Below are 26,929 nucleotides of genomic sequence, written 5' to 3'. Positions count from 1 at the left end.
GGGCGCGTCGGCATAGGGTGGGCGACCATGACGTGGCTGATCACCGGCGGAGCCGGATACATCGGGGCGCATGTGGCACGGGCCATGGCGGGCGCCGGGGAGAGCGTGGTGGCGCTGGACGACCTGTCGGCCGCGGTGCCCGCACGGCTCTCGGCGGACATCCCGCTCGTCGAGGGCTCGACGCTGGACGGGGACCGGCTCAAGCGGGTCTTCGCGGAGTACGACGTGACCGGCGTCGTCCATCTCGCGGCGCGCAAGCAGGTCGGCGAATCCGTGGCCGAGCCCACCCACTACTACCGGGAGAACGTGGGCGGCCTGGCCACGCTCCTGGACACGATGGCCGGGGCGGGCATCCACCGGCTGCTGTTCTCCTCGTCCGCGGCCGTGTACGGCAACCCGGACGTGGATCTGATCACCGAGGACACCCCGTGCGCGCCGGTGAACCCGTACGGCGAGACCAAGCTGGCCGGGGAGTGGCTGGTGCGGGCGGCGGGCCGGGCGCACGGGATCTCCACGGTGTGCCTGCGCTACTTCAACGTGGCGGGCGCGGCCGCGCCGGAGCTCTCGGACACGGGTGTGTTCAACATCGTGCCGATGGTCTTCGACCGGCTCACCCGCGACGAGGCTCCGCGGATCTTCGGCGCCGACTATCCGACGCCGGACGGCACCTGCATCCGCGACTACATCCATGTGGCCGACCTCGCCGAGGCGCACCTCGCGGCGGCCCGGCGGCTCGCCGGCGGTGACCTCACGGGCGATCTGACGCTGAACATCGGGCGCGGTGAGGGCGTCTCCGTGCGCGAGCTGATCACGGTCATCGGGGAGGTCACCGGCGACCGGCGGCCCGCGGTCGTGGAGGGACGCCGCCCGGGGGACGCGCCGCGCGCGGTCGCCTCGGCCGAGCGGGCCGCCGACACGCTGGGCTGGCGGGCCCGGCTCGGGGTGCCCGAGATGGTGGCCTCGGCCTGGCAGGGCTGGCAGCTGCACCACGGGAAGTGAGCCGGCGGTGCCTTGACCAGCGCTTCGTTTGCGCAGGTCAAGGCACATGACAACGGTGTTCAGTGCCGCGTTGCCCGATACCCCCCACCCGTAGTTCACTGGGAGCCCGGGAGCAACACGGAAGGGCGGTCTTCTCATGGGGGCAGGGCACGACCACGGGCATGCGCACAGCCATGCGCCGCCCACGGGTACGGCCGCGGCCGCATACCGTGGCCGGCTGCGCGCGGCGCTGGGCATCACGCTCACGATCATGGTGGTCGAGATCTTCGGCGGTCTCCTCGCGGACTCGCTCGCCCTGATCGCGGACGCGGCCCACATGGCGACCGACGCGGTGGGGCTGATCATGGCGCTGCTCGCCATCCACTTCGCGAACCGCCCGCCGAGCACCAACCGCACCTTCGGCTACGCCCGCGCCGAGATCCTCGCCGCCCTGGCCAACTGCCTGCTGCTGCTCGGCGTCGGCGGCTATGTGCTCTTCGAGGCGATCCAGCGGTTCTTCACGCCCGCGGACACCGAGGGCGGCCTGATGGTCGTGTTCGGTCTGATCGGTCTGGTCGCGAACACCATCTCGCTCACCCTGCTGATGCGCGGACAGAAGGAGAGCCTGAACGTGCGCGGGGCCTTCCTGGAGGTGGCCGCGGATGCGCTGGGTTCGGTGGCGGTGCTGATCTCCGCGACCGTGATTCTCACCACCGGCTGGCAGGCGGCAGACCCGATCGCCTCGCTGGTCATCGGGCTGATGATCGTGCCGAGGACGCTGAAGCTGCTGCGCGAGACCCTGGACGTGCTCCTCGAGGCGGCTCCGAAGGACGTCGACATGGCGCAGGTACGGGCGCACATCCTGGCCCTGGACGGCGTGGAGGACGTGCACGACCTGCACGCCTGGACGATCACCTCCGGCATGCCCGTGCTGTCCGCGCACGTGGTGGTCAACTCGGAGGCGCTGAACGCCATCGGGCACGAGAAGATGCTGCATGAGCTGCAGGGCTGCCTGGGCGACCACTTCGATGTGGAGCACTGCACCTTCCAGCTGGAGCCGGGCGGACACGCGGAGCACGAGGCCCGGCTGTGCCACTAACCGTGCGCATGTTTGTTCGACAATCGGGAACGGTTCCCAGCGGCGTACGCCGGGCACGATGATCTACCGGGTCCCACTCCGGTGCGCCCCGGCGCGGGACATGCGGACGCGCCGCGAAGTGCCGGGAGTGCCGGATTCGTACGGCAGACTTGGGGTGCGAAGACCGAGGCGAAGGATGGGTATGCCGATCACACCTGCCACCGAGACGCACAGCTCGACGAACGGCACCTCAGAGGCGATTTTGCTGGAACTGGTCGACGAGAAGGGCGTGACGACCGGCACCGCGGAGAAGCTCGCGGCCCATCAGCCGCCGGGACAGCTGCACCGGGCGTTCTCGGTGTTCCTCTTCGACGAGCAGGGCCGGCTGCTGCTGCAGCAGCGGGCGCTCGGCAAGTACCACTCCCCCGGTGTGTGGTCCAACACCTGCTGCGGCCACCCCTACCCCGGTGAGGCGCCCTTCGCGGCGGCGGCCCGGCGGACGTACGAGGAGCTGGGCGTCTCGCCGTCGCTGCTGGCGGAGGCGGGCACGGTGCGCTACAACCACCCGGACCCGGCCTCGGGCCTGGTCGAGCAGGAGTTCAACCACCTGTTCGTGGGCCTCGTGCAGGCGCCGCTCGGACCGGACCCGGAGGAGGTCGGGGGAACTGCCTTCGTGACCGCCGCCGAGTTGGCCGAGCGGCACGCCCGGGACCCGTTCTCGGCGTGGTTCATGACGGTGCTGGACGCGGCCCGTCCGGCGATCAGGGAGCTGACGGGCCAGTCCGCGGGCTGGTAGGTCCCCGGTGCTGCCCGCCGGCGCCTACGCGAGGGTCGCGGGCTTGAGCGGCAGGGCGGCCCAGATCACCTTGCCGCCGCTCGCGGTGTGCTCCACGTCGACCACCCCGCCCGCCTCCCGGGCCACCTCACGGACCAGGAGCAGCCCACGGCCGCCGGTCCGGCCGTGATCGGCCTCCAGGGCGGTGGGGCGGTAGGGGTGGTTGTCCTCCACCGACACCCGCACCCACTCGGCACCGACGGCCACCTCCACGGCGAGCATCGGCGACAGCAGCGCCGCGTGCCTGACCGCGTTCGTGACCAGTTCGGAGACGATCAGCAGCAGCCCGTGCACCAGGTCGTCGTAGACCGGCACCCCCTGGCGCAGCAGCAGGTCCCGTACGGCGTGCCGCGCCTGCGGGACCGAGGCGTCCACGGCGGCCGCGGTGAACCGCCAGACGCCCTCGTACGGCAGTGGATCGGGCAGCCGCTCGGCGCCCCCCGCTGGGCGCGGGCCGTCCCCGCGCCCGTGGTTGTCCATCGTCCGGTCGCCACCCTCGCGCTCGATTGTCACCACACGTCGAGTGTTGGTAACAAACCGCTCCCCTCCGGATGACTGAACAGAAGTCAGCAGGTATCGAGCGCTTCTGACCATTGGCGTATGACAAGGTCAGTTGTAGGACAGTTTCCTGTCCCCCTGACGCCGGTTCGCGAACTATTCCTGTTGTACGGGTTTGATACCGGCTGCTTCCGGGCCGAGGCCGAACCCTTCCCCGCCGCCCCGGCCGGCAGGCCGATAGCATCCCGCGCATGGAGCCCCAGCTGTCGCACCAGGTCGTCGACGCCGTCGCCACGGTCGTCGTCCGTCATCCGGCCAAGCGCAACGCCATGACGGCCGCGATGTGGCGATCCCTGCCGCCGCTGCTGGACGAGCTGGCGGGCGATCCCGGGGTACGGGCGCTCGTGCTGACCGGCGAGGGGGGGACCTTCTGCGCGGGCGCGGACATCTCCACCCTCCAGGGCTCGCCCGCCGAGGCGCAGGCGCTGGCGGTGGCGGCCGAGGAGGCGCTGGCCGCGTTTCCCGGGCCGACGCTCGCCGCGGTGCGCGGCCACTGCGTGGGCGGCGGGGCCCAGCTCGCGGCGGCCTGCGATCTGCGGCTGGCGGAGGAGGGTGCGCTGTTCGGGGTGACCCCGGCGAAGCTCGGGATCGTGTATCCGGCGTCCTCCACCCGGCGGCTGGTGTCGCTGGTGGGACCGGCCACTGCCAAGTACCTGTTGTTCTCCGCCGAGTTGATCGACGCGCAGCGGGCGCTGCGCACGGGGCTCGTGGACGAGGTGCTGCCCGAGGGCGAGCTGGACAAGCGGGTCGCCGAGCTGACCCGGATCCTGGTGTCGCGCTCCCAGCTCACCCAGGCCGCCGCGAAGGAGTTCGCTGACGGCCGCACCGACCGGGACGTCCACTGGGCGGAGCAGGCAGGCGGCAGCGGCGACACCGCGGAGGGGGTCGCCGCCTTCCTGGAGCGCAGGCAGCCGCGCTTCACCTGGACTACGACAGGATGAAGCGGCTCCGCGCGCGCAGGGCGTCGACGAGGTGCCCGGGGGCCTTGTGCGGGGATCCGGCGTCGTAGGGCGGCTGTGGGTCGTACTCGGTGGCCAGCTGGACCGCCTGGGCGTGTTCGTCGCCCGCGATCCGGCCGAGCAGGGTGAGGGCCATGTCGATACCGGCCGAGACGCCGGCCGCCGTGACGTACTTGCCGTCGAGGACCACCCGCTCCTCGGCCGGTTCGGCGCCGAACCGCTTCAGCTGGTCGAGGGCCAGCCAGTGCGAGGTGGCACGGCGGCCGTCCAGCAGTCCGGCGGCGGCGAGCAGCAGGGAGCCCGTGCACACCGAGGTGGTCCAGGTGCTGGTGGCGTCGACGCGGCGCAGCCAGTCCAGCAGGGGCCGGTGCTCCATCAGCGCGCTCTGGCCGGGGCCGCCCGGCACCAGCACGACATCAGGGCTGCTCACCTCGGCGAGGGATGTGTCGGCGATGATCGTGAGTGCACCGGTGTCCGCGCGGACGGGGCCGGCGTTCTCGGCGACGAACACGGTCTCCGCGTCCGGCGTGCGGGCGAGGATCTCGTACGGTCCGACGGCGTCGAGTGCGGTGAAGCGGTCGTAGAGCACGATGGCGATCTGCATGAGGTGTCCTTTCAGTGGGCGGTGGTCGGCTCAGTGGGCGGTGGCGGGGCGGAACCTGCGCCGGTACTCGGCCGGTGCCGTGCCGAGGGCCTTGACGAACGCGCGCCGCATGGCCTCGGGGGTGCCGTAGCCGCCGGCGCGAGAGATCTCCTCTATGCCGTCGGAGGTGTCCTCCAGAAGCCGGCGGGCGTGTTCGAGGCGGACACGGTCGACGTAGCGGCCGGGTGTCATCCCGGTCTCCTCCCGGAAGGCACGGGCGAAGTGGCGCGGCGAGAGCCGGGCCCGGGCGGCGAGCGACTCGACCGTCAGATCGTCGGCGGGGTGCTCGGTGATCCAGCGCTGGACCTCCCGCAGGGGTGCGCGCTGCGCGGTCTGGGCGGCGAGCTGCGCGCTGAACTGGGCCTGGTTGCCGGGCCGGCGCAGGAAGACCACCAGGTGCCGGGCGACGGCGAGCGCCACGTCCCGGTCCAGGTCCTCCTCGACCAGCGCCAGGGCCAGGTCGATGCCTGACGTCACGCCCGCCGAGGTGGAGACGTGCCCCTCACGGACGTAGATCGGCTCGGGGTCCACCGCCACCGCCGGATGGTCGCGGGCGAGCTTGTCGCAGTAGGCCCAGTGGGTCGTCGCCCGGCGGCCGTCGAGCAGACCCGCGGCGGCGAGCAGGACCGCGCCGGTGCACACGGAGACGAGCCGCGGCGCCCGCGGGCCGTGCGTACGCAGCCACTCGGTCAGCAGCGGATCAGGACTACGGGTGCCCCGGCCCCCGGGGACCAGCAGGGTGTGCGGGTCGGACACCTCGTCGAGCGCCTCGTCCGGTACGAGGGTCAGACCGCTGGAGGTGCGCACAGGGCCGCCGTCCAGGGAGGCGGTGCGGATGCGGTACGTCCCGGGCGTGTGGGTCTCGGCGCCGGCGAACACTTCCAGGGGTCCGGTGACATCGAGGCTCTGGACACCGTCGAACAGGACGAAGAGGAGGGTTCGCTGCTGCATACCTCCGATTCTTCGAGGCCGAGGGCGTGGCCGCAATGACGGGTTCCCCACCTTTGCTGCCATGGCGCCCGGACCGGGCCCGTCTTCCGGGACGCGCGGCCCGCCGGGTGGCGCCCTGATCCCCGGTTGTCGGTGTCACCTGCCACAATTGCCGCGCAACCTCAGTGGAGAAGGCGGTACGGGATCGTGACGACACCCGGGTCCATCGAAGTAGGGTCCATCGAAGGCAGGATCGCCGAGGAACTCGGCGTACGGGAGCGGCAGGTGAAGGCCGCGGTGGAGCTGCTCGACGGCGGTTCGACCGTGCCCTTCATCGCCCGCTACCGCAAGGAAGCGACCGAGATGCTCGACGACGCGCAGCTGCGTACGCTCGAGGAGCGGCTGCGCTATCTGCGGGAACTGGAAGAGCGGCGGGCCGCGATCCTGGAGTCGGTGCGCGAGCAGGGCAAGCTCACGCAGGAGCTGGAGGCCCAGATCCGGGGCGCCGAGACCAAGGCGCGGCTTGAGGACATCTACCTGCCCTACAAGCCGAAGCGGCGCACCAAGGCGCAGATCGCGCGTGAGGCGGGCCTGGAGCCGCTCGCCGAGGGGCTGCTGGGCGACCCGTCGGTCGAGCCGCAGGCCGCGGCCGCCGCGTTCGTGGACGCCGACAAGGGCGTCGCCGACCCGCAGGCCGCGCTGGAGGGCGCACGGGCGATCCTGACCGAGCGGTTCTCCGAGGACGCCGACCTGATCGGCGAGGTGCGCGAGCGCATGTGGGTGCGCGGGCGGCTGGCCGCGAAGGTCCGGGACGGCAAGGAGGAGGCGGGCGCCAAGTTCGCCGACTACTTCGACTTCGCCGAGCCGTTCACGGAGCTGCCCTCGCATCGCATCCTGGCGATGCTGCGCGGCGAGAAGGAGGAGGTCCTGGACCTCGTCCTGGAGCCGGAGGAGCCCACGGACGGGCCTTCCTCGTACGAGGGAATCATCGCCGGGAGGTTCGGCATCGCCGATCGCGGCCGCCCGGCCGACAAGTGGCTGAAGGACACGGTCCGCTGGGCCTGGCGCACCCGCATCCTGGTGCACCTCGGCATCGACCTGCGCCTTCGGCTCCGTACGGCCGCCGAGGACGAGGCGGTGAACGTGTTCGCCGCGAACCTCAGGGACCTGCTGCTGGCTGCGCCGGCCGGCACGCGCTCGACGCTGGGCCTGGACCCCGGCTTCCGGACGGGCGTGAAGGTCGCCGTGGTCGACGCCACCGGCAAGGTCGTCGCGACGGACGTCATCTACCCGCACGTCCCGGCCAACAAGTGGGACGAGGCGATCGCCAAGCTGGCGAGGCTGGCCGAGGAGCACGCGGTCGACCTGGTCGCGATCGGCAACGGCACGGCGTCCCGGGAGACCGACAAGCTCGCCGGTGAACTGATCTCCAAGCATCCGGAGTTGCAGCTCACCAAGGTGATGGTGTCCGAGGCGGGCGCCTCGGTGTACTCGGCGTCGCAGTACGCCTCGCAGGAGCTGCCCGACATGGACGTCTCGCTGCGCGGCGCGGTCTCCATCGCCCGGCGCCTGCAGGACCCGCTGGCCGAGCTGGTGAAGATCGACCCCAAGTCGATCGGTGTCGGCCAGTACCAGCACGACCTGTCCGAGGTGAAGCTGTCCCGCTCCCTCGACACGGTCGTCGAGGACTGTGTGAACGGCGTCGGTGTGGACGTCAACACCGCGTCCGTGCCGCTGCTTTCGCGGGTGTCCGGCATCTCCGCCGGCCTGGCCGAGAACATCGTGGCGCACCGGGACTCGAACGGACCGTTCACGTCGCGCTCCGAGCTGAAGAAGGTGGCGCGGCTCGGTCCGAAGGCGTACGAGCAGTGCGCGGGCTTCCTGCGGATCCGGGACGGCGTCGATCCGCTGGACTCCTCCAGCGTGCACCCGGAGGCGTATCCGGTGGTGCGGCGCATGGTGAAGACGGCGGGCCAGGAGGTCGCCTCCCTCATCGGCAACACGGGTGTGCTGCGGTCGCTGCGGCCGGCGGACTTCGTGGACGACACGTTCGGTCTGCCGACCGTCTCCGACATCCTCAAGGAGCTGGAGAAGCCGGGGCGCGACCCGCGGCCCGCCTTCAAGACGGCCACCTTCAAGGAGGGCGTGGAGAAGATCTCCGACCTGTCCGCCGGGATGGTGCTGGAGGGCGTGGTCACCAATGTGGCGGCCTTCGGGGCGTTCGTGGACGTCGGTGTCCACCAGGACGGCCTTGTGCATGTCTCGGCGATGTCGAAGACGTTCGTCAAGGACCCGCGGGATGTGGCGAAGCCCGGTGACATCGTCAAGGTGAAGGTCCTCGACGTGGACATTCCGCGCAAGCGGATCGCGCTGACGCTGCGGCTTGACGACGAGGCCGCGCCGCAGGGTCAGGGCGGCCGCCAGCAGCGGGGTGGCGGTGCCCGGCCGCCGCAGCAGCGGCAGGGACAGGGCGGACAGGGCCAGCGGCAGGGACAGGGGCAGAGCGGACAGGGCCAGCGGCAGGGCCGCGGTGGTGACCGTGGCGGCCGTCAGGCGCCGGCCCCGGCCAACAGCGCGATGGCGGACGCGCTGCGCCGGGCGGGCCTGCTGAACCCGAAGGACGGACGGCGCTGAGTCCGTGGGGCGGGCGAGGCATACGGCATGCCTCGCCCGCCCCCGCGGCGTACGGTCGCGCGTCGTATGATCGGGCCGAAATCCGGTGGAAGGTGATCATCCGATCGGCAGACTGGCCGGATGACCGTCTCGGATCCCAAGGAAGACCTGCGGCTGTACCTGCAGGATGCCCGTGACGTCCTGCTGTGGAAGCTGGAGGGCCTGTCGGAGTCCGACGTCCGGCGGCCGCTGACGCCGACCGGCACCAATCTGCTGGGCCTGGTCAAGCACCTCACCGGGGCGGAGGCCCTGTACTTCGGGGTGACGTTCGGCCGGCCCTTCGCCGGGACGCCCCTGTGGATCATGGGCGACGCCGAGCCCGACTCCGACCTGTGGGCGCGGCCCGAGGAGACCCGGGAGGAGATCGTCGGGGCGTACCGGACGGCGTGGGCGCACTCCGACGAGACGATCGCCTCGCTGTCACTGGACGCGGTCGGCCGGATGCCGGGCGACCGGGGCTCCGAACCGACCCTGCACCGCGTCCTCACGCACATGGTCGCCGAGACCCAGCGGCATGCCGGGCACGCGGACATCGTGCGGGAGTTGATCGACGGGGCCACGGGCCAGCGGCCGAACGGGCTCAACGTGGCGCCCTTCGATCCCGCGCACCTGGAGCGTGTCGAGCGGGCGGCCGAGGAGGCCGATCGGGCCGTGCGCCCTCTCGCTCCGTGATCACCGGCCGCGCCGGCGTCCCGCCGCGCGGCGGGACGTCTCGGTACGCTCCCGCCGTCAGCGTTCCGTGACCTTGCCCGCGGCCACCTCCAGGCGGCGGGTCACCCGGACCGCGTCCAGCATGCGCCGGTCGTGGGTGACCAGGAGGAGGGTGCCCTCATAGTAGTCGAGGGCCGATTCCAGTTGCTCGATGGCGGGCAGGTCCAGGTGGTTCGTCGGCTCGTCGAGGACCAGGAGGTTCACTCCCCGGCCCTGGAGCAACGCCAGAGCGGCGCGTGTGCGTTCGCCCGGGGAGAGACTCGCGGCCGGGCGCAGCACATGGTCGGACTTCAGGCCGAACTTGGCGAGCAGGGTGCGCACCTCGACCGGCTCCGTGTCGGGGACGGCCGCGCAGAAGGCGTCGAGCAGGGACTCGGGGCCGTGGAACACCTTGCGGGCCTGGTCGACCTCGCCGACCAGGACGCCCGAGCCGAGCACGGCGTGTCCGGAGTCGAGCGGGACACGGCCCAGCAGCGCGCCGAGCAGGGTCGACTTTCCGGCGCCGTTGGCTCCGGTGACCGCGACCCGGTCCGCCCAGTCGATCTGCAACGACACCGGGCCGAAGGTGAAGCCGCCGCGTCGGACCTCGGCGTCCCGCAGAGTCGCCACGACCGCGCCGGAGCGCGGGGCGGCCGCGATCTCCATGCGCAGATCCCACTCCTTGCGCGGCTCCTCGACCACGTCCAGCCGCTCGATCATGCGCTGGGTCTGCCGGGCCTTGGCGGCCTGCTTCTCGCTGGCCTCGCTGCGGAACTTGCGGCCGATCTTGTCGTTGTCGTTGCCCCCCTTGCGCCGGGCGTTCTTCACGCCCTTGTCCATCCAGGCCCGCTGCATCTGGGCGCGGTCCTGGAGGGCGGCCTTCTTGTCGGCGTACTCGTCGAAGTCCTCACGGGCGTGCCGGCGGGCGACCTCCCGCTCCTCCAGATAGGCCGCGTAGCCACCGCCGTAGAGGTTGATCTGTCCCTGGGCCAGGTCGAGTTCCAGGACCTTGGTGACCGTGCGGGTGAGGAACTCGCGGTCGTGGCTGACGACGACGGTGCCCGCGCGCAGTCCGGTCACGAAGCGCTCCAGGCGCTCCAGACCGTCCAGGTCGAGGTCGTTGGTGGGCTCGTCGAGCAGAAAGACGTCGTAGCGGGACAGGAGGAGGGAGGCGAGGCCCGCGCGGGCCGCCTGGCCGCCGGACAGGGAGGTCATCGGCTGGTCCAGGTCCACGGCGAGGCCGAGCGAGTCGGCGACCTCCTCGGCGCGCTCCTCCAGATCGGCGCCGCCGAGGTCCAGCCAGCGCTCCAGGCTGCCCGCGTACGCGTCGTCGGCGCCGGGCGCGCCGTCGACCAGCGCCTGCGTGGCCTCGTCCATCACACGCTGTGCCTCGGCGACACCCGTACGGCGGGCCAGGAACTCCCTGACGGTCTCGCCGGGCCTGCGCTCCGGCTCCTGCGGCAGATGGCCGACGGTCGCGGTGGGCGGGGACAGCCGCAGCCCGCCCTGCTCGGGCGGGGTCAGTCCGGCGAGCAGCCGCAGCAGGGTGGACTTGCCCGCCCCGTTGGCACCGACCAGTCCGATCACATCACCGGGCGCGACGACGAGATCGAGCCCGGAGAAGAGGGAGCGGTCGCCGTGCCCGGCGGCGAGATTCTTGGCGACGAGGGTGGCAGTCATCAGGAAGCCGATCCTAATGTCCCCGGCGGGTGACGCTCAGCGGGGTTTCCTGCCGTCCGCGTGCGGCCCGAGCCCTCATCTCCCCATCGGCTCGACCAACACACTGCCCGAGGTCCGGGCCACCACGAACGACTCCCCCTTCACCGCCTTCGGGTCCAGTGGAATGCGGTGGTGGCCGGGTTCCAGGATGCCGTCGAAGACCTCCTGGGTGTGGGTGCGGTAGAGGCGGTCCAGGCGGTATGCGGTGATGCGGACCCGGCACGGCGAGGTCACCTCGATGCCCGCCTCGCCGTCGGCGGCGACCAGGCCCGTCAGCCGGCGCTGCGGGAGCGGGCTGCGGTCCAGGGCGTGCTCGATCTGTGCGACGAGCAGCGGGACGATCGGGGCCAGGCCGTCCACATAGGCGACCTCCACTCCGGCGCGCTCGAACGCCTCGCGCACGGCGGCCCGTTCGGCCTCGCCGACCACGCGGCCGAAGGCGACGGCACCGTAGCCGCGCAGTTCGTCGGCGGGGACGGCACGGGCGTCCTGGGTGATGTCGGCGCCCACGCCGATGGTGCGCAGCGCGGCGGCGAGTTTGGCGAGGACGGCGACCCGGGCGCCGATCAGCAACACCCGGCGGCGGGGCGCGGTAGGGCCTTCGGAGTCCTCGATCAGGGCGGCGAGAGCGGCGCGGTACTCGGGGCCGGCGAAGCGGAACGGCCCTATGCCGTGGTACCCGTTGAGTTCCAGGTCGGCACGCTCCTCGGTCTGCCACGCGAAGTCGCGCCAGATGTAGTCCTCGCCGTCCCGTTCGATCACGGCGGTGACCGCACCGCAGCCCAGGTCCGCGCACTCGGGGCAGCCGTAGATCACGAACCGGCCGTCCGGGAGCGGCGGACCGGTCTCCAGCAGGAGGCTCTGCACCTGCTCGGTGAAGATGGCGGGCGGGACGTCGGAGGCGAGCGGGGAGACGGCGTCCAGGTCCGACAGCTGGAACAGCAGCGGACGCCCGTCCACGACGAAGTCCACGAAGTCGCGGTGGACCTGGTACCCGCCGTCGGCGAGGACACCGCCGGCACGTGTCGCCGGTGCCAGGCCGAAGGTCGCGTATGCGGCAGACATGCTGTGAGTATTCCCACAGCGGGACGGATGTGAGCGCGGCATGACATATTCCGTTAGCGTCCTCGCGTGGAGCGCGAGTCGGGTGACGAAGTGATCGTGGTCGGCGGCGGGGTCGCCGGGCTGACGACGGCCGTGGTGCTGGCCAAGTCGGGCCGCCGGGTACGGGTGTGGGCCCGGGAGCCTGCCGAGCGCACGACCTCGGCGGTCGCCGGCGCGCTGTGGTGGCCGTACCGGATCGAGCCCGAGCCGCTGGTCGGCGCGTGGGCGCTGGAATCCCTCGGTGTGTACGAGGAGTTGGCCGACCGCCCGGAAGAGACGGGCGTACGCCTGGTCGAGGGCGTACACCAAGGGATCCGGCTGGACGAGCTGGGTGAGTGGGCGGGCCGGGTGCCGGGGCTGCGTGCGGTGGCCGACGGGCTGGCGGCGCGGTTGCCGCTGATCGACATGCCGGTGCATCTGGCCTGGCTGCGGGAGAGGCTCGCGAGGGCGGGCGGCGCGGTGGAGGAGCGAGAGGTCACGGACCTGGCCGGGGTGCCGGCCGGTGTGGTGGTGAACTGCACGGGCCTCGGGGCGCGCTCGCTGGTGCCCGATCCGGCGGTGCGTCCGGTGCGCGGGCAGCTGGTCGTGGTGGAAAACCCGGGGATCACGACCTGGTTCACGTCGGTCGACCACGCCTGCGACACCTCGACGTACTTCTTCCCGCAGCCGGACGGGCTGCTCCTGGGCGGTACGGCGGAGGAGGGCGCCTGGTCGCTCGAGCCGGATCCGGCGACCGCCGCGGCGATCGTCGCGCGGTGCGCGGCGGTCCGGCCGGAGATCGCCGGGGCGCGGGTGCTGGCGCACCGGGTGGGGCTCAGGCCCGCCCGGGACGCCGTACGGCTGGAGCGTCAGGCCCTTCCGGACGGCCGGGTGCTGGTGCACAACTACGGGCACGGCGGGGCCGGGATCACGGTGGCCTGGGGCTGCGCCCGGAAGGCGGCCGGGCTGTCCGGAGCCTGAGGAGCGCCCGTGCCGGGCGGGCGATCGCGCGAAGTCCCGGAGGACCGGGCACGCTCGACCGCTCGACACCGGCGGGAGTGCCCGCAGGCGGCCGGACCGTACGACCCGGCCGCCCTGAAGGTCAGCTCGCGGGGATGTGCCTGGCCGTGTCCGGCACTCCGACGCCGTCCCACACCCTCGGTGCGGGCGCGGTGGACGCGCTGCCTGAGGTGGCCCGGGCGAACGCCGCCGTGCCGCCGACCAGCGGGACCCGGGCCGTCGTACGGGACAGGTCCAGGGTGAGGGTCGGCTTGGTGGCCGGCGGGTCGATCAGGTCCTTGTCCGTGCCGGCGACGATCAGGGCCAGGCGGTGGCCCTTGGGGATGACGTGGTCGGTGGCCGCCAGGTCCAGGGTCATGGTGTAGGCCTTGCCGGGGGTGAGCGGGACGCCCCGGTCGAGGGAGGCGTAGTGGCCGAGGTCGGCCCAGCCGCGGCTGACCACCGTGTAGTCGACCTTGGCCGTCTTCGCCTCGGTCGCCTTGAAGCAGGCGCTGTCCCCGGCCGTGCTCCGGCCCCAGCAGGTGCGGTCGGTGAGCGTGGTGATGCCCTCGGCGCTGTCGGCGTAGTCACGGATGGTGTCCGGGCCGAGGTCCACCAGGACGGCGGACAGGTGCGCCGAGGAGGTCGTCGGGGTGGCGGTCACGGTCACCTTGGAGGAGCCGGACAGGCGCAGGTCGCGGGTGAACGGCGCGGTGATGAAGCCGGCCTTCTCCGGTGTGGGCGTGGCGAGGTGGGCGGCCCAGTCGGTCTCGCTCAGCTTCGGGTCGTCGGTGAACGTCTCGGTGCCGGTGGCCGGGCCGAGGCCGAGGGTGCCGACGCCGGGCCGGGTGCCGGGGGCGGGGCGGAGCGTGGTGGCCCGGGTGCCGTGCGGCGGCCAGGACTTCGCGGTGACCCACTGGTCGGGGTGGCGCTCGATGTCGGCCATCGGCTCGCGGTCGATGCCGTTGTGATAGCCGAGGAGTTCGTGGTCGAACCAGCGGTGCAGGGTGTCGACCCAGGCGCCGCGCCGGTAGTCGAAGGGGTCGACGTGCCCGGTCTGGGAGAGCCAGATCTTGCGCTCGACACCGTGCTCCGCCAGGGCGTCCCACCACTGGCCGAAGTGCTTGGTGCGCACGTTGAGGTCCTGCATGCCGTGCACGAGGAACACGCTGGCCCGCACCTTGGCCGCGTCCTTGACGTAGTTCCGCTCGGTCCACAGCCGGGTCCAGTCCCCGCTGCGCGGGCTGCCGTCGGCGAGTTTCTTCTGCACGGCCGCGCAGTGGGCCTGCGCGCCGTCGCTCTCGACGTAACCGGCGAGTTCGTCGGGGCCGCCGTCGTAGAGCGGGGCGCCCTGGGCGAAGTAGTAGTCGTACCAGGAGGAGATGCCGCTGATCGGGACGATGGTCTTCAGGCCCTTGACGCCGGTGGCCGCGACGCCGTTGGCGATCGTGGCGTCCCAGCTCTTGCCGATCATGCCCGTTCTGCCGTTGGTCCAGCTCGCCTTGACCGTTCGCGTGCCGGTCCGGGTCGTGTACGCCCTGGCACGCCCGTTCAGCCAGTCGACGACCGCCTTCGCGGACTGGATGTCGGAGCGGCCGCCGACGTCCACGCATCCGTCGGAGCGGTTGGTGCCGGCCAGGTCCACGCCGACGACGGCGTAGCCGCGGGGCACGAAGTAGTTGTCGTAGAACAGCGGCATCTGGACGACACGGCCGTGCGCGTCGTACGTCTTGAGCTGGCTCTCGTTGCCCCGTCCGCAGCACGAGTAGTAGGGGCTGGCGTCCATGATGACCGGCACCTTGCGGCCCTGGCGTGCCGGTTCGGCGGGCCGGACGATGTCGGCGGCGACGCGGTCCTTCTTCCCGTCGCCGTCCTCGTCGAGGCCGGTGTCCACCCAGACGGCCTCGCGGACGGCATGTGCGTACGAGTAGACGGGCCGGCTCTCGCGGGGCGGTGCGGCCTGCGCGGCGGCGGGGGTGAGGAAGGCGGCCGTCAGGGCTGTGACGGCCGCGGTCGCGAGCGTTCTCCAGATCGTGAAGCGCGTGCGTATCGGTGTGCGTATCGGCATGCGCGGACGGTACTCCGGTCAACTCCCTTGCAGAAGAGGGCAGCTGAGGGACTCGCGGAACTCGTGACGGCTGAATGGCGATCGTGTGACACGAGGGGCCATGGACAGGTCGGGGGCACAGCGACTGAATAGGCTCCGAACAGACTTCCTGTCCAGACGACTTGGAGCTGACGTGCACCGCAGAATCATCGCGCCGGGCACACTCGCGGCGGCCTCCCTCCTGCTGGCAATCCCGGCATCGGCCGCGAGCCACACCCCCGGCGCGCCGGGCATCGGCGACCCCTACTACCCGTACTACGGCAACGGTGGCTACGACGTCTCGCACTACGACCTGAGGCTGCAGTACCAGCCGAAGACGGACGAGCTGCAGGGCACCGCGACCATCCTGGCGAGGACCACGCAGGATCTGTCCAGCTTCGACCTGGACTTCCTGCTGGACGTGAGCGAGGTGCGGGTCAACGGCGCCAAGGCATCCTTCGCGACGTCCGGCCAGCACGAACTGGTCGTCACCCCGAAGACGCCCCTGGCCAAGGGCGCAGCGGTCACCGTCGTCGTCCGCTACAGCGGGGTGCCGTCCACCAAGAGCGCCTACGGCTTCACCACCTGGCACCGCACACCCGACGGCGCGGTGGCGGCCGACGAGCCCGAGGCCGCCTGGTGGTGGTACCCGAGCAACGACCACCCCAGCGACAAGGCCACCTACGACGTGTCGGTGGCCGTCCCGGACGGCACGCAGGCCATCTCCAACGGCACGCTGCAGTCCACCGCTTCGAAGCTCGGCTGGACCCGCTACAACTGGCGGCAGAACAAGCCGCAGGCGACCTATCTGACCACGCTCGCCCTCGGCAGGTTCGACATCACCACCGGTACCTCCGACGGCGGCGTGCCGGTCGTCAACGCCTACAGCAAGGATCTCGGCGACAACGACGGTGCCGCGCGGGCCAGCGTGGAGCGCACCGGGGAGCTGGTGGACTGGCTGAGCGGCTACTTCGGGCCGTATCCGTTCAGCTCGGCCGGCGGGTACGTGCCGAACACCACGACCGGTTACGCACTGGAGACGCAGACCCGCGTCTACTACAGCCCGAAGCAGTTCGCGAGCGGCTCGAACACCTCGGTGGTCGTGCACGAGCTGGCCCACCAGTGGTACGGCGACGACGTGTCGCTGAAGGGCTGGAAGGACATCTGGATCAACGAGGGCTTCGCGCGCTACGCGCAGTGGCTGTGGTCCGAGCACGAGGGCGAGGGCACCACCCAGGAACTCGCCGACTACGTCTACGACAGCCACGCCGCGGACGACGCCTTCTGGACGGTCAGGCCCGGAGACCCGGGCCCGGACGGCCAGTTCGACATCGCCGTCTACGACCGGGGCGCGCTCGCCATCCAGGCGCTGCGCAACAAGATCGGTGACGACGCGTTCTTCGCCGTCCTGAAGGGCTGGCCGAAGGAGCACGCGTACGGCAACGCGTCGGTGGCCGACTTCCAGAAGTACGCCGAGCAGGTGTCCGGCAAACCGCTGGCCGCGCTGTTCGACACCTGGCTGTTCCAGCCGTCGAAGCCGGCCGCGCCCGCGGCGCGCCCGGCGCCCCTCGTGAAAACGGGTACGGCCGTCGCACAGCCGAAGTCGTGGAAGAAGATCGAGGCGACGAACGACGTACACGGGCACTGACGCCCGGGGCCTCACCGTCTCGGCCGGGCCGCCTGCCGGAGCAGTTCCGCCCGGCCCATCGCCTCCGCGCGCGTGGCCGGGACGGTGCAGGCGTACCCACCGGCGACCGCCCCGTAGCGAGCGCACCGGCGGGGCGGCTCGCCGGTGAGGCGGCCGTAGAGGAACGCGGCCGCGAAGGCGTCGCCCGCGCCGTTGGAATCGACCACCGGCGCGGGCGGGGCCACCGCGGGTATCCGGGTCAGCTCCCCGTCGGCCAGCAGATACGCGCCTTCGGCGCCCGCGGTGGCGACGACGGCCTCGGCCCGGCCGCGCTCGGCGATGCGCCGCATGGTGCGCTCGGGGTCGGTCAGGGCGGCCGCGGAGAGGAAGACGACGTCCGCCGCGAGTGCGAACGGCTCGTGGTACGGGTTCTCGCCGTCCCAGTCGTGCAGGTCGGTGGAGAGGGGCACGCCCGTCCCGATCAGCACCGGCAGGGCGTGGGCGCAGGGCTGGGTGATGGTCACGTGGATGTGCCGGCTCGCCGCGGCCAGCGTGCGCAGGGTCTCCTCAGGGAAGCGGTCGTCGGGGTGGGCACGGCTGGTGTCGTACAGGGACAGGCGGCGGCCGTCCGGGCCGACGAGGTTCACCGCCCGCTTGGTCCCGGCGGGCTGCGGGAGCGCGGTGAGCCCGATGCCCCGCTCCTGGTGCAGGGCGCGGACGAGATCGCCCTCGGGGTCGTCGCCGAGCAGATCGAGGTGGTGGGTGCGCAGACCGAGCGCGGCCAGGCCCAGGGCGACGAAGTCGCCGGTCTGTCCGGCGCGGGTGCGGATCCCGGAGTCGATCATGTAGCTGTCCGCGTACGGGAGCGGCAGCTCGGGCACGTACACGATCGTGTCCACCCCTGCTCCGCCCAGCACCAGGACATCGATCGCGCTCTGCTGTGCCGTCATCCCCCGCCCTCCCCGTGGTCGTAGACCGTCACCGCGATCCCTCGGCTCACCAGCCGCTCGGTGATGAGCGGCGACACACGGGACCACTTGCCGCCAGCCAGGCCGCAGCCTATGCGTGGCATGTGCACAGAAGCGCCGAGTTCGATCACTTCGTCCGCGAGGCGGCCGAGGGCGGTGCCGATGGCCTCGTAGCGGACGGGGACGCCCTTGCTCCCCGTCCGGATGCCGCGCTGGCCGACCATGTTGGCCACCCACACATACGGCTCGACCTGGACCAGCTGGACGGCGCCCAGGCCGAAGTCGTTCCCGGCGCGGTGGCGGTGCCATGCCCGGTACGCCGCCTCCGGCTCCGGCCAGCGCTTCGAGAGCGCCAGGACGAAGCCCTTCCCCCAGCCCCCGATGTCGTTGCAGACATGGGCGATCACCTTGACGCCCTTGACCGACGGAGCGGTGGCGTCACCCCGGACATACGTGATCTCCGACATGACGCCACCGTAGGCGATGCCACTGACAGTGGCGTGAGCCGCTACTTCGTCATCGCGACAGCTCTGTCAGTTCCTTGTCGGTCTCCCGGGAGACCCGGCGGCGGACGCCGAACCAGCCGCCGACCAGCAGCAGGGCGATCACCGGGATGAGCAGCAGGGTCTTGCGGCCGACGTCCGGGTCGTTCCACATCATGCCGAGGCAGACCAGCAGGAAGGTGATCGTGGCGATCTCCGTGACCGGGCTGCCCTTCAGCCGGAAGTGGGGCCGCGTGGCCAGGCCCGCGCGGGCCCGCCGGACGAAGATCATGTGGCAGAGCATGATGATCACCCAGGTGCTGATGATGCCCAGCGAGGCGATGTTCAGCACGATCTCGAAGGCCTGGCTGGGCATCAGGTAGTTCAGGCCGACACCGAGCACGCAGACAGCACAGGTCAGCAGGATGCCGCCGTAGGGGACCTGGCTGCGGTTCATGCGTGCGGTGAACTTCGGGGCGGAGCCCGCCATGGCCATCGAGCGCAGGATGCGGCCGGTGGAGTACAGGCCCGAGTTCAGCGAGGACATCGCGGCGGTCAGCACGACCAGGTTCATCACGTCGCCGGCCGCCGGGATGCCGATCTTCGACAGGACCGTGACGAACGGGCTCTGGTCGGCGGAGTACACCGAGCCGGGCAGCAGCAGGGCGAGCAGCACGACCGAGCCGACGTAGAACAGGCCCACGCGCCACATGATCGAGTTCACCGCGCGCGGGACGACCTTCTCCGGCTCGGCGGTCTCGCCCGCGGCGACGCCGACCAGTTCCAGGGCGGCGTACGCAAAGATCACGCCCTGCATGACGAGGACGACCGGCATGACGCCGTGCGGGAAGACGCCACCGTGGTCGGTGATCACGCTCAGGCCGGGGGTGTGGCCGCCCACCTTGTGCTGGGTGGCGAGCAGGAAGATGCCGATCAGCATGAAGCCCACAATGGTGGCGACCTTGATGATCGCGAACCAGAACTCCATCTCGCCGAAGATCTTCACCGAGATCAGGTTCACGGCGAGGACCACCGCGAGGGCGATCAGCGCCAGCACCCACTGCGGGACGGTCGTGAACATGCTCCAGTAATGCGTGTAGAGCGCGATCGCGGTGATGTCGGCGATGCCGGTGGTCGACCAGTTCAGGAAGTACATCCAGCCGGCGACGTAGGCGCCCTTCTCGCCGAGGAACTCCCGCGCGTACGACACGAAGGAACCGGAGGACGGCCGGTACAGGACCAGCTCGCCCAGGGCCCGGACGACGAAGAAGGCGAAGACGCCGCAGACCAGGTAGGCCAGGGCGAGTGCCGGGCCGGCGTTGTGCAGTCGGCCGCCGGCGCCCAGGAGGAGGCCGGTGCCGATGGCACCGCCGATGGCGATCATGTTGACGTGACGGGCCTTGAGGTCCTTGCTGTAGCCGGCGTCGCCCGCGTCCGCGGGCGTCTGGGCCGCCTGGGGACGGGCGGCCGCCTGTGCCGATTCCACGGCTTCCTTGCTCACGGGTGGTTCCAACTTCCTGGTGCGCCCGGACCTCGTGGGCCCGGGTGTCCGTACAGTTCGGCCCGCACCACCCTGTGTGTCGCGGTACAGACCAAGGCAGCAGCTTCCCAGAGAGATCGCCGGGTATGCGGTGGCCCATGTCACAGAGCGTTACTTCTCACATGATCCATACGGGGTCCACACGCCGTTCACCCGAGCTTTCACACCCTTGGTGAGACAGCGATACTGCTGCACATGACGACCGAGGCCGAGGAGCCGACCCTCACCATCGACGAGCTGGCCGCGCGGGCGGGCGTCACGGTCCGCACCGTCCGCTTCTACGGCGGCAAGGGGCTTCTGCCGCCCCCGGTGATCGGTCCACGCCGAGTGGGTCGCTACGGGCCCGGGCACGTGGCGCGGCTGGCCCTCATCGAGGAGTTGCAGCAGCAGGGCATGACGCTCGCGGCGATCGAGCGGTATCTGGGGCAGCTGCCGCCGGACCTCACCCCGCACGACCTGGCCATCCACCGCGCGGTGGTCGCCTCGTGGGCGCCGGACCTGGAGGAGACGGTGTCGCGGCGGGAACTGGAGCGGCGGGCGGGACGGCCGCTCGCCGCCGAGGACATCGAGCGGCTGGCGGCGATGAACGTCGTCATGCAGGGGGACGGGGACACGTTCCGTGTCGACTCCGGGCTGCTCCGGCTCGGCGTCCGGCTGCTCGACGTACCGCTGTCGGAGGATGCGATCCTCGCGGCGCGCAAGGTGCTCATCGAGCACTCGCGCGCCGCGGCCCACGAGCTGGCTCAGCTCTTCCGCGGCGAGGTGGCGGAGCGGGACGCCCGGGACGTGAAGTCCCTGTCGGCGCACATGCACCCTTTGGTGGTGCAGGCGCTGCTGACGACGTTCCAGCGCTCGCTGCGGGAGGAGCTGAGCGAGTGGGTCACCGGATCACGAACGGGCTGAGTCGCTGAACCGCTCCCCCTTCGCCGCCTTCTCGACGAGCAGCGCGGGCGGCGTGAACCGGTCGCCGTAGCGCTCCGCGAGTTCACGCGCGCGTGCCACGAAGCCGGGCAGGCCTCCCTCGTAGCCGTTGATGTACTGGAGCACACCACCGGTCCAGCCGGGGAAGCCGATGCCGAGGATGGAGCCGATGTTGGCGTCGGCGACAGAGGTCAGCACGTCCTCCTCGAGGAGCCGTACGGTGTCGAGCGCCTCGGAGAAGAGCATCCGCTCCTGCATGTCGCGGAAGGGGATCTCGTGACCGGGCTCGGTGCTGCGCTTGCCCGGGGGGCGACCCCCGGAACCCCCGAAGTGCTCGCGCAGTCCCGGCCACAGCCCGGCGCGCTTGCCGTCCTCCGAGTAGTCGTAGAAGCCGGCTCCGCCGCTGCGGCCGGGGCGGCCGAACTCGTCGACCATGCGGTCGATGACCGCCTCCGCCGGGTGTGCGGACCAGGTGCCGCCCGCCTCCTCCACGGCCCGCTTCGACTCGTTGCGGATCTTGCGCGGGAGGGTGAGGGTCAGCTCGTCCATGAGGGAGAGCACCTTGGCCGGGTAGCCGGCCTGGGCCGCGGCCTGTTCCACGGAGGCGGGCTCGACGCCCTCGCCGACCATGGCGACGCCCTCGTTGATGAAGTGGCCGATCACCCGGGAGGTGAAGAAGCCGCGCGAGTCGTTGACGACGATCGGCGTCTTGTTGATCTGCCGGACCAGGTCGAAGGCGCGCGCGAGGGCCTCGTCGCCGGTGCGCTCGCCCTTGATGATCTCGACCAGCGGCATCTTGTCGACGGGCGAGAAGAAGTGCAGTCCGATGAAGTCGCTCTGGCGCTCCACACCCTCGGCGAGGGCGGTGATGGGCAGGGTGGAGGTGTTGGAGCACAGCAGCGCGTCCGGCGCGACGACGGCCTCGATCTCCTGGAAGACCTTGTGCTTGAGGGCCGTGTCCTCGAAGACGGCCTCGATCACCGCGTCGCAGCCCGCGAGATCGGCCGCGTCGGCGCTGGGGGTGATGCGGGCGAGCAGCGCGTCCGCCTTCTCCTGGCTGGTACGGCCCTTGGCGACGGCCTTGGCGCACAGCTTCTCGGAGTAGCCCTTGCCCTTGGCGGCCGCCTCCGCCGAGACGTCCTTCAGGACGACCTCGATGCCCGCGCGGGCGCACGAGTAGGCGATGCCGGCGCCCATCATGCCGGCGCCGAGGACGGCGACCTTGCGGACCTGGCGGGGCTCGATGCCCTTCGGCCGGTTCGCACCCGAGTTGACGGCCTGGAGGTCGAAGAAGAACGCCTGGATCATGTTCTTCGACGTCTGCCCCGCGGCCAGCTCCACGAAGTAGCGGGCCTCGATGACCTGGGCGGTCTCGAAGTCGACCTGGGAGCCCTCGACGGCCGCGGCGAGGATGTTGCGCGGGGCCGGATAGGGGGCGCCGTTGGTCTGCTTGCGCAGGGTGGCCGGGAAGGCGGGCAGGTTGGCGGCGAACCTGGGGTTGGCGGGCGTACCGCCGGGGATCTTGTAGCCCGGCTTGTCCCAGGGCTGCTGCGACTCGGGGTTGGCGTCGATGAAGGCGCGAGCCTTGGCGAGCAGCTCCTCCGGCGTGGCGGCGACCTCATGGACGAGACCGTTCTCCTGGGCTCGCTTCGCGTTGTACTGGGTGCCCTGGAGCAGCACCTTCAGCAGGGCGTCCGCGATGCCCAGCAGGCGTACGGTGCGGACGACGCCGCCACCTCCGGGAAGCAGTCCGAGGGTGACCTCGGGGCAGCCGATCTTGGTGCCGGAGGTGTCGAGGGCGACCCGGTGGTGGCAGGCGAGGGCCAGTTCGAAACCGCCGCCCAGGGCGGCGCCGTTGATCGCCGCGACGACCGGCTTGCCGAGCGTCTCGATGCGGCGCAGGTTGCGCTTGATGGCGAGGCCGCCGTCGAACAGGTCCTGCGCGGTCTCCGGCGTGACCCGGATCAGGTCGCGCAGGTCACCGCCGGCGAAGAAGGTCTTCTTCGCCGAGGTGAAGATGATGCCGCGGATCGACTCCTGCTCGGCCTCCAGGCGGTCGGTGATGGCGGCGAGGGAGTCGCGGAACGCCTGGTTCATGGTGTTCGCGGACTGGTTGGGGTCGTCGAGGACGAGGGTGACGACACCGGTGTCGTCCTGTTCCCAGCGGATGGTGGTGCTCTCGGTCATGACAGTCGTCTCCGTTGAAGTCTCTGAAGTCTCGTGGTTCCGCGGGGAGTTCAGATGCGCTCGACGATGGTGGCGATACCCATGCCGCCGCCCACGCAGAGGGTGGCGAGGCCGTACCGCTTGTCCTGGCGCTCCAGTTCGTCCAGGAGGGAGCCGAGGATCATCGCGCCGGTCGCACCCAGGGGGTGGCCGAGGGCGATGGCGCCGCCGTTGACATTGACCTTGTCCAGGGACAGGCCCATGTCCTTCACGAAGCGCAGCACGACCGCCGCGAACGCCTCGTTGATCTCGACCAGGTCGATGTCGTCGATGGTCAGCCCGGCCTTGGCGAGCGCCTTGCGGGTGGCCGGAGCGGGCCCGGTGAGCATGATGGTGGGTTCGGAGCCGGACACGGCGGCGGAGACGATCCGCGCGCGCGGGGTGAGGCCGTGGCGCTCGCCGACCTCCTTGGAGCCGATCGCGACCAGCGAGGCGCCGTCCACGATGCCGGAGGAGTTGCCCGCGTGGTGAACGTGGTCGATCTTCTCCACCCAGTGGTACTTCTGCAGCGCGACGGCGTCGAAGCCGCCCAGCTCGCCGATGTCCGCGAAGGACGCCTTGAGCTTCGCCAGGGAGTCGGCGGTGGTGCCGGGGCGCAGATGCTCGTCGTGGTCCAGGACGACGAGGCCGCTGCGGTCCTTGACGGGGACGACGGAGCGCTCGAAGCGGCCCTCCTTCCAGGCCGTCGCGGCGCGCTCCTGGGACAGCGCCGCGTACTCGTCGACGTCCCGCCGGGAGAAGCCCTCGATGGTCGCGATGAGGTCCGCGCCGATGCCCTGCGGCACGAAGTTGACGGCCAGGTTGGTCATCGGGTCGTTGAACCAGGCGCCGCCGTCCGAGGCCATCGGCACTCGGGACATCGACTCCACGCCGCCGGCCAGCACCAGGTCCTCCCAGCCCGAGCGGACCTTCATGGCGGCCAGGTTGACGGCCTCCAGGCCGGAGGCACAGAAGCGGTTCTCCTGGACGCCCGCGACGGTGTCCGGCAGTCCGGCGGCGATCGCGGCGATCCGGGCGATGTCGGAGCCCTGGTCGCCCACCGGGCCGACGACGCCGAGCACGATGTCGTCGATCGCGGCCGGGTCGAGGCCCGGGAAACGGGCGCGGATCTCGTGGATGAGGCCGACGACCAGGTCGATGGGCTTCGTGCCGTGCAGGGCGCCGTTCGCCTTGCCGCGGCCGCGCGGGGTGCGGATCGCGTCGTACACGTACGCTTCGGTGCTCACTGATGTGCCTTTCGGGAGGGTGGGCCGAGCGGGAGTCGGTCGCCCGGGGCGGGGGTCGTCGGCAGGGCGGGCTCAGCCACCGTCCGGGACGAGGTCGTCGTTCACGAGATCAGGTATGCCCCAGTCCCGCGCCACCGCCTCGGTGTCGGTGCCCGGCAGGGCCGGGCCGGTGCGGACGGTGGTGGGGGTCTCGGAGAAGCGGGGGGCGGGGGCCGGCTGGGTGATGCCTCCGTGGTCGGTGAAGGTGCCGCGGGCGGCCAGGTGCGGGTGGTGCGGGGCCTCGCTCAGGGAGAGGACGGGGGCCACGCAGGCGTCGGAGCCCTCGAAGACGGCCGTCCACTCGGCCCGTGTGCGGGACTTGAAGCGGGTGGCGACGCGCTCGCGCAACTCGCCCCAGCGGGTCCAGTCCTTGCGGGCCGGGGCCAGTTCGTCGAGGCCGAGCAGGTGCAGGAACTCCTCGTAGAACCGCGTCTCCAGGGCGCCGACCGCCATGTGACCGCCGTCGGCGGTCTCGTAGGTGCCGTAGTACGGGCAGCCGCCGTCCAGGAGGTTGGCGCCGCGCCGGTCCTGCCAGCCGCCCGCGGCCAGCATGCCGTGGATCATCGCGGACAGGTGTGCGGTGCCGTCCACGATGGCCGCGTCGACGACCTGGCCGGTGCCCGTCGCGCGTGTGTGGTGGAGGGCGGCAAGGACTCCGACGACCAGGTAGAGGGAGCCGCCCGCGTAGTCGCCGAGCAGGTTGGCGGGGACGGCCGGGGGCTCGTCCGGGCGGCCGATCATGCCGAGGGTGCCGGTGAGGGCGATGTACGCCACGTCGTGCCCGGCGCGGTCGGCGAGGGGGCCTTCCTGGCCCCAGCCGGTCATCCGGCCGTACACCAGACGGGGGTTCCGGGCGTGGCAGGCGTCGGGGCCGACACCGAGCCGCTCGGCCACTCCGGGGCGGTAGCCCTCGATGAGGACGTCGGCCCGTTCGGCCAGGTCCAGGACGCGTGCGGGGCCGTGCGGCGCCTTGAGGTCGACGACCACGGAACGCTTGTTCCGGTTCGTCACGTCGTACGCGGGGTCGATCCCGAGGCCCGGACCGCCGGGGCGGTCCACCCGGACCACGTCGGCGCCCAGGTCGGCGAGGAGCATGGCGGCGAACGGGCCCGGCCCGATACCGGCCAGCTCCACCACGCGCACGCCGCTGAGCGGGCCGTTCCCCGAGGTCCTCGGGGTCCCTGCCGTCGTCATGCCGTCCTGCCCCCAAGCCCATGTGACACAACTGATGTAACACCGGTGATGCTAAGAACACGTTCCACCGGACACAAGACCTGAACGAGCAAGCGCTTAGACAAGTGCCCGAAGAGTGCCACCGTCACTCCGGGGCGGTCGTCCGGCTCCGCACTGCTCACGCTAGCCTCAGCCACCGACTGCGGCGCGGGCTGCACGATCAAGGGGTGTCATGAGCAGGCTGAAAAGGACGGATCGTCCCTACGACATCGTGCTCTTCGGAGCCACCGGCTTCGTCGGCACGCTCACCGCGGAGTATCTCGCCGCCCATGCCCCCGAGGACCTGCGCTGGGCGATCGCGGGTCGCGACGAACGCAGGCTGGAGCAGCTGCGCGACCGGCTGCCCGGCGGCTCCGGCATCGGGGTGCTGCGGGCCGATGTGCGCGAACCTGCCACCCTGCGCGCGCTCGCCGGGCAGGCGCGCGTGGTGGCCACGACCGTGGGGCCGTACCTCACCTACGGCGAGGAACTCGTCGCCGCCTGCGCGGACGCCGGGGCCGACTACCTCGACCTCACCGGCGAGCCCGAGTTCGTCGACCTGATGTACGTGCGGCACGACACACGCGCGCGGGAGACCGGCGCCCGTCTCGTGCACGCCTGCGGCTTCGACTCCGTACCGCACGACCTGGGCGTGTACTTCACGGTCCGGCAGCTGCCGGAAGGGGTGCCGCTGACCGTGGACGGCTTCGTGACCGCCGACGCGGCTTTCTCCGGCGGCACGCTGGCCTCGGCACTGAACCAGTTCGCGCGCGGCCGGCGGATGATGGCCGCGGCGCGCGAACGCGGCCGCTACGAGCCGCGCCTGCTGGAGCGCCGGGTGACAGCGCCGACGGGCGCGCCTCGGTTCGCCAAGGAGGTCGGCGCCTGGGCGCTGCCGCTGCCCACCATCGACCCGCAGATCGTGCGCCGCTCGGCCAAGGCCCTGGACCGGTACGGCCCCGACTTCCGCTACCGGCACTACGCGGCGGTCAGGCACCTGCCGATCGCCGCGGGCGGCGTCGCCGCCGTCGGCGCGCTCGCGGCCGCCGCCCAGCTGCCGCCCGCCCGGCGCTGGCTGTCGGACCGGCTGCGGCCCGGGGCGGGGCCCGGCCCGGAGAAGCGGGCGAAGAGCTGGTTCCGGGTGCGCTTCGTCGGCGAGGGCGGCGGACGGCGGGTGTTCACCGAGGTCGCGGGCGGCGACCCGGGCTACGACGAGACCGCGAAGATGTTCGCCGAGGCGGCCCTCAGCCTGGCCTGCGACGAACTGCCGCCGACCGCCGGACAGGTCACCACGGCCGCCGCGATGGGCGACAGGCTGACCGAGCGGCTGCGCGCGGCGGGGATCACCTTCCGGGTGGCGGCCGGCCGGTAGGACACGGGCGCTGGGACCTGTCAGGCGGTTCAGGCCGGCTCCGGGCAACGGTGCCTCGTCCCCGTGATTCCGGCCTGATCCGCCG

Annotated in this window: 22 protein-coding genes; 10 read left to right on the top strand and 12 right to left on the bottom strand. The window is 71.6% G+C overall.

What is annotated here, in order from left to right; all coding sequences use genetic code 11:
* Positions 1-27 precede the first annotated feature (27 nt).
* From galE to idi, 3 genes are all read left to right on the top strand, one after another.
* Positions 28-999 carry a UDP-glucose 4-epimerase GalE gene (galE, locus tag ACIRU3_RS06735; RefSeq protein ID WP_404052343.1) on the top strand — a complete coding sequence of 324 codons (972 nt, stop codon included), beginning with the start codon at positions 28-30 and terminating at the stop codon, positions 997-999.
* Between the two features lie 136 nt (positions 1,000-1,135).
* Positions 1,136-2,077 (top strand): cation diffusion facilitator family transporter, encoded by a 942-nt coding sequence (locus ACIRU3_RS06730; protein ID WP_404052341.1) that lies wholly within the window; start codon positions 1,136-1,138, stop codon positions 2,075-2,077.
* A 181-nt stretch (positions 2,078-2,258) separates the two neighbouring features.
* Positions 2,259-2,852, top strand: coding sequence for an isopentenyl-diphosphate Delta-isomerase (gene idi / locus ACIRU3_RS06725; RefSeq protein ID WP_404052339.1), 594 nt, complete (start codon positions 2,259-2,261; stop codon positions 2,850-2,852).
* A 24-nt stretch (positions 2,853-2,876) separates the two neighbouring features.
* Here idi and ACIRU3_RS06720 read toward each other — a convergent pair whose 3' ends face one another.
* Positions 2,877-3,371: an ATP-binding protein gene (locus ACIRU3_RS06720; protein WP_404053172.1), complete on the bottom strand. Its 495-nt coding sequence runs from the start codon at positions 3,369-3,371 to the stop codon at positions 2,877-2,879.
* 269 nt (positions 3,372-3,640) lie between these two features.
* Here ACIRU3_RS06720 and ACIRU3_RS06715 point away from each other — a divergent pair, with 269 nt between their 5' ends.
* Positions 3,641-4,390 (top strand): enoyl-CoA hydratase/isomerase family protein, encoded by a 750-nt coding sequence (locus ACIRU3_RS06715; protein WP_404052336.1) that lies wholly within the window; start codon positions 3,641-3,643, stop codon positions 4,388-4,390.
* Here the strand turns inward: ACIRU3_RS06715 and ACIRU3_RS06710 are convergent.
* The gene (locus ACIRU3_RS06710; RefSeq protein WP_404052334.1) at positions 4,377-5,012 is read right to left on the bottom strand and encodes a DJ-1/PfpI family protein; all 636 of its coding nucleotides are present in this window, start codon (positions 5,010-5,012) and stop codon (positions 4,377-4,379) included. The two genes, ACIRU3_RS06715 and ACIRU3_RS06710, sit on opposite strands and share 14 nt — an antisense overlap.
* A 30-nt stretch (positions 5,013-5,042) precedes the next feature.
* On the bottom strand, positions 5,043-6,002 hold the full coding sequence (locus tag ACIRU3_RS06705) for a GlxA family transcriptional regulator (protein WP_404052331.1): 960 nt from the start codon (positions 6,000-6,002) through the stop codon (positions 5,043-5,045).
* A gap of 186 nt (positions 6,003-6,188) precedes the next feature.
* Between ACIRU3_RS06705 and ACIRU3_RS06700 the strand changes: the two genes are divergently transcribed.
* Together ACIRU3_RS06700 and ACIRU3_RS06695 are read left to right on the top strand one after the other, a co-directional pair.
* Positions 6,189-8,615: a Tex family protein gene (locus ACIRU3_RS06700; RefSeq protein WP_404052328.1), complete on the top strand. Its 2,427-nt coding sequence runs from the start codon at positions 6,189-6,191 to the stop codon at positions 8,613-8,615.
* Between the two features lie 120 nt (positions 8,616-8,735).
* Positions 8,736-9,326, top strand: coding sequence for a DinB family protein (locus tag ACIRU3_RS06695; protein ID WP_404052325.1), 591 nt, complete (start codon positions 8,736-8,738; stop codon positions 9,324-9,326).
* Between the two features lie 57 nt (positions 9,327-9,383).
* On the opposite strand, the gene ACIRU3_RS06690 is transcribed toward ACIRU3_RS06695, so the two are convergent.
* On the bottom strand, positions 9,384-11,024 hold the full coding sequence (locus ACIRU3_RS06690; RefSeq protein ID WP_404052323.1) for an ABC-F family ATP-binding cassette domain-containing protein: 1,641 nt from the start codon (positions 11,022-11,024) through the stop codon (positions 9,384-9,386).
* A gap of 75 nt (positions 11,025-11,099) precedes the next feature.
* Positions 11,100-12,128, bottom strand: coding sequence for an oxidoreductase (locus tag ACIRU3_RS06685; RefSeq protein WP_404052321.1), 1,029 nt, complete (start codon positions 12,126-12,128; stop codon positions 11,100-11,102).
* Between the two features lie 90 nt (positions 12,129-12,218).
* Here ACIRU3_RS06685 and ACIRU3_RS06680 point away from each other — a divergent pair, with 90 nt between their 5' ends.
* On the top strand, positions 12,219-13,127 hold the full coding sequence (locus ACIRU3_RS06680; protein ID WP_404053169.1) for an FAD-dependent oxidoreductase: 909 nt from the start codon (positions 12,219-12,221) through the stop codon (positions 13,125-13,127).
* A 121-nt stretch (positions 13,128-13,248) separates the two neighbouring features.
* Here the strand turns inward: ACIRU3_RS06680 and ACIRU3_RS06675 are convergent, their stop codons facing one another.
* On the bottom strand, positions 13,249-15,213 hold the full coding sequence (locus ACIRU3_RS06675; RefSeq protein ID WP_404052318.1) for a Xaa-Pro dipeptidyl-peptidase: 1,965 nt from the start codon (positions 15,211-15,213) through the stop codon (positions 13,249-13,251).
* A 172-nt stretch (positions 15,214-15,385) separates the two neighbouring features.
* Here ACIRU3_RS06675 and ACIRU3_RS06670 point away from each other — a divergent pair, with 172 nt between their 5' ends.
* Positions 15,386-16,879 (top strand): M1 family metallopeptidase, encoded by a 1,494-nt coding sequence (locus ACIRU3_RS06670; RefSeq protein ID WP_404052315.1) that lies wholly within the window; start codon positions 15,386-15,388, stop codon positions 16,877-16,879.
* A gap of 11 nt (positions 16,880-16,890) precedes the next feature.
* Here ACIRU3_RS06670 and ACIRU3_RS06665 read toward each other — a convergent pair whose 3' ends face one another.
* Genes ACIRU3_RS06665 through ACIRU3_RS06655 form a run of 3 tightly spaced genes read right to left on the bottom strand, consistent with a single transcriptional unit; the run spans position 16,891 to position 19,809 of the window.
* Positions 16,891-17,808 carry a PfkB family carbohydrate kinase gene (locus ACIRU3_RS06665; RefSeq protein WP_404052312.1) on the bottom strand — a complete coding sequence of 306 codons (918 nt, stop codon included), beginning with the start codon at positions 17,806-17,808 and terminating at the stop codon, positions 16,891-16,893.
* Entirely contained in the window at positions 17,805-18,293 is a 489-nt protein-coding gene (locus ACIRU3_RS06660) for a macro domain-containing protein (protein ID WP_404052310.1), read from the bottom strand. The genes ACIRU3_RS06665 and ACIRU3_RS06660 overlap by 4 nt, the downstream gene beginning before the upstream one ends.
* A 49-nt stretch (positions 18,294-18,342) precedes the next feature.
* Positions 18,343-19,809, bottom strand: coding sequence for an amino acid permease (locus ACIRU3_RS06655; RefSeq protein ID WP_404052307.1), 1,467 nt, complete (start codon positions 19,807-19,809; stop codon positions 18,343-18,345).
* 234 nt (positions 19,810-20,043) lie between these two features.
* Between ACIRU3_RS06655 and ACIRU3_RS06650 the strand changes: the two genes are divergently transcribed.
* A complete protein-coding gene (locus ACIRU3_RS06650) occupies positions 20,044-20,751 on the top strand; it encodes a MerR family transcriptional regulator (protein WP_404052305.1) in 708 nt (235 codons plus the stop codon).
* On the opposite strand, the gene ACIRU3_RS06645 is transcribed toward ACIRU3_RS06650, so the two are convergent.
* The 3 genes from ACIRU3_RS06645 to ACIRU3_RS06635 form a co-directional block, all read right to left on the bottom strand.
* Complete coding sequence (locus ACIRU3_RS06645) at positions 20,737-22,956, bottom strand: 3-hydroxyacyl-CoA dehydrogenase NAD-binding domain-containing protein (protein ID WP_404052302.1); 2,220 nt, start codon at positions 22,954-22,956, stop codon at positions 20,737-20,739. The genes ACIRU3_RS06650 and ACIRU3_RS06645 overlap by 15 nt on opposite strands.
* 50 nt (positions 22,957-23,006) lie before the next feature.
* Positions 23,007-24,221 carry an acetyl-CoA C-acetyltransferase gene (locus tag ACIRU3_RS06640; RefSeq protein ID WP_404052299.1) on the bottom strand — a complete coding sequence of 405 codons (1,215 nt, stop codon included), beginning with the start codon at positions 24,219-24,221 and terminating at the stop codon, positions 23,007-23,009.
* A gap of 72 nt (positions 24,222-24,293) precedes the next feature.
* On the bottom strand, positions 24,294-25,454 hold the full coding sequence (locus tag ACIRU3_RS06635; protein WP_404052295.1) for a CaiB/BaiF CoA transferase family protein: 1,161 nt from the start codon (positions 25,452-25,454) through the stop codon (positions 24,294-24,296).
* Between the two features lie 211 nt (positions 25,455-25,665).
* On the opposite strand from ACIRU3_RS06635, the gene ACIRU3_RS06630 reads away from it, so the two are divergent.
* Positions 25,666-26,844 carry a saccharopine dehydrogenase family protein gene (locus ACIRU3_RS06630; protein ID WP_404052293.1) on the top strand — a complete coding sequence of 393 codons (1,179 nt, stop codon included), beginning with the start codon at positions 25,666-25,668 and terminating at the stop codon, positions 26,842-26,844.
* Positions 26,845-26,929 lie beyond the last annotated feature (85 nt).

Source organism: Streptomyces sp. NPDC101151, from assembly GCF_044768335.1.
In the GTDB taxonomy this organism is placed as follows: Bacteria; Actinomycetota; Actinomycetes; order Streptomycetales; family Streptomycetaceae; genus Streptomyces.
The sequence above is the reverse complement of the archived record's forward strand: the minus strand, read 5'-3'. Positions and strand labels throughout refer to the sequence as shown.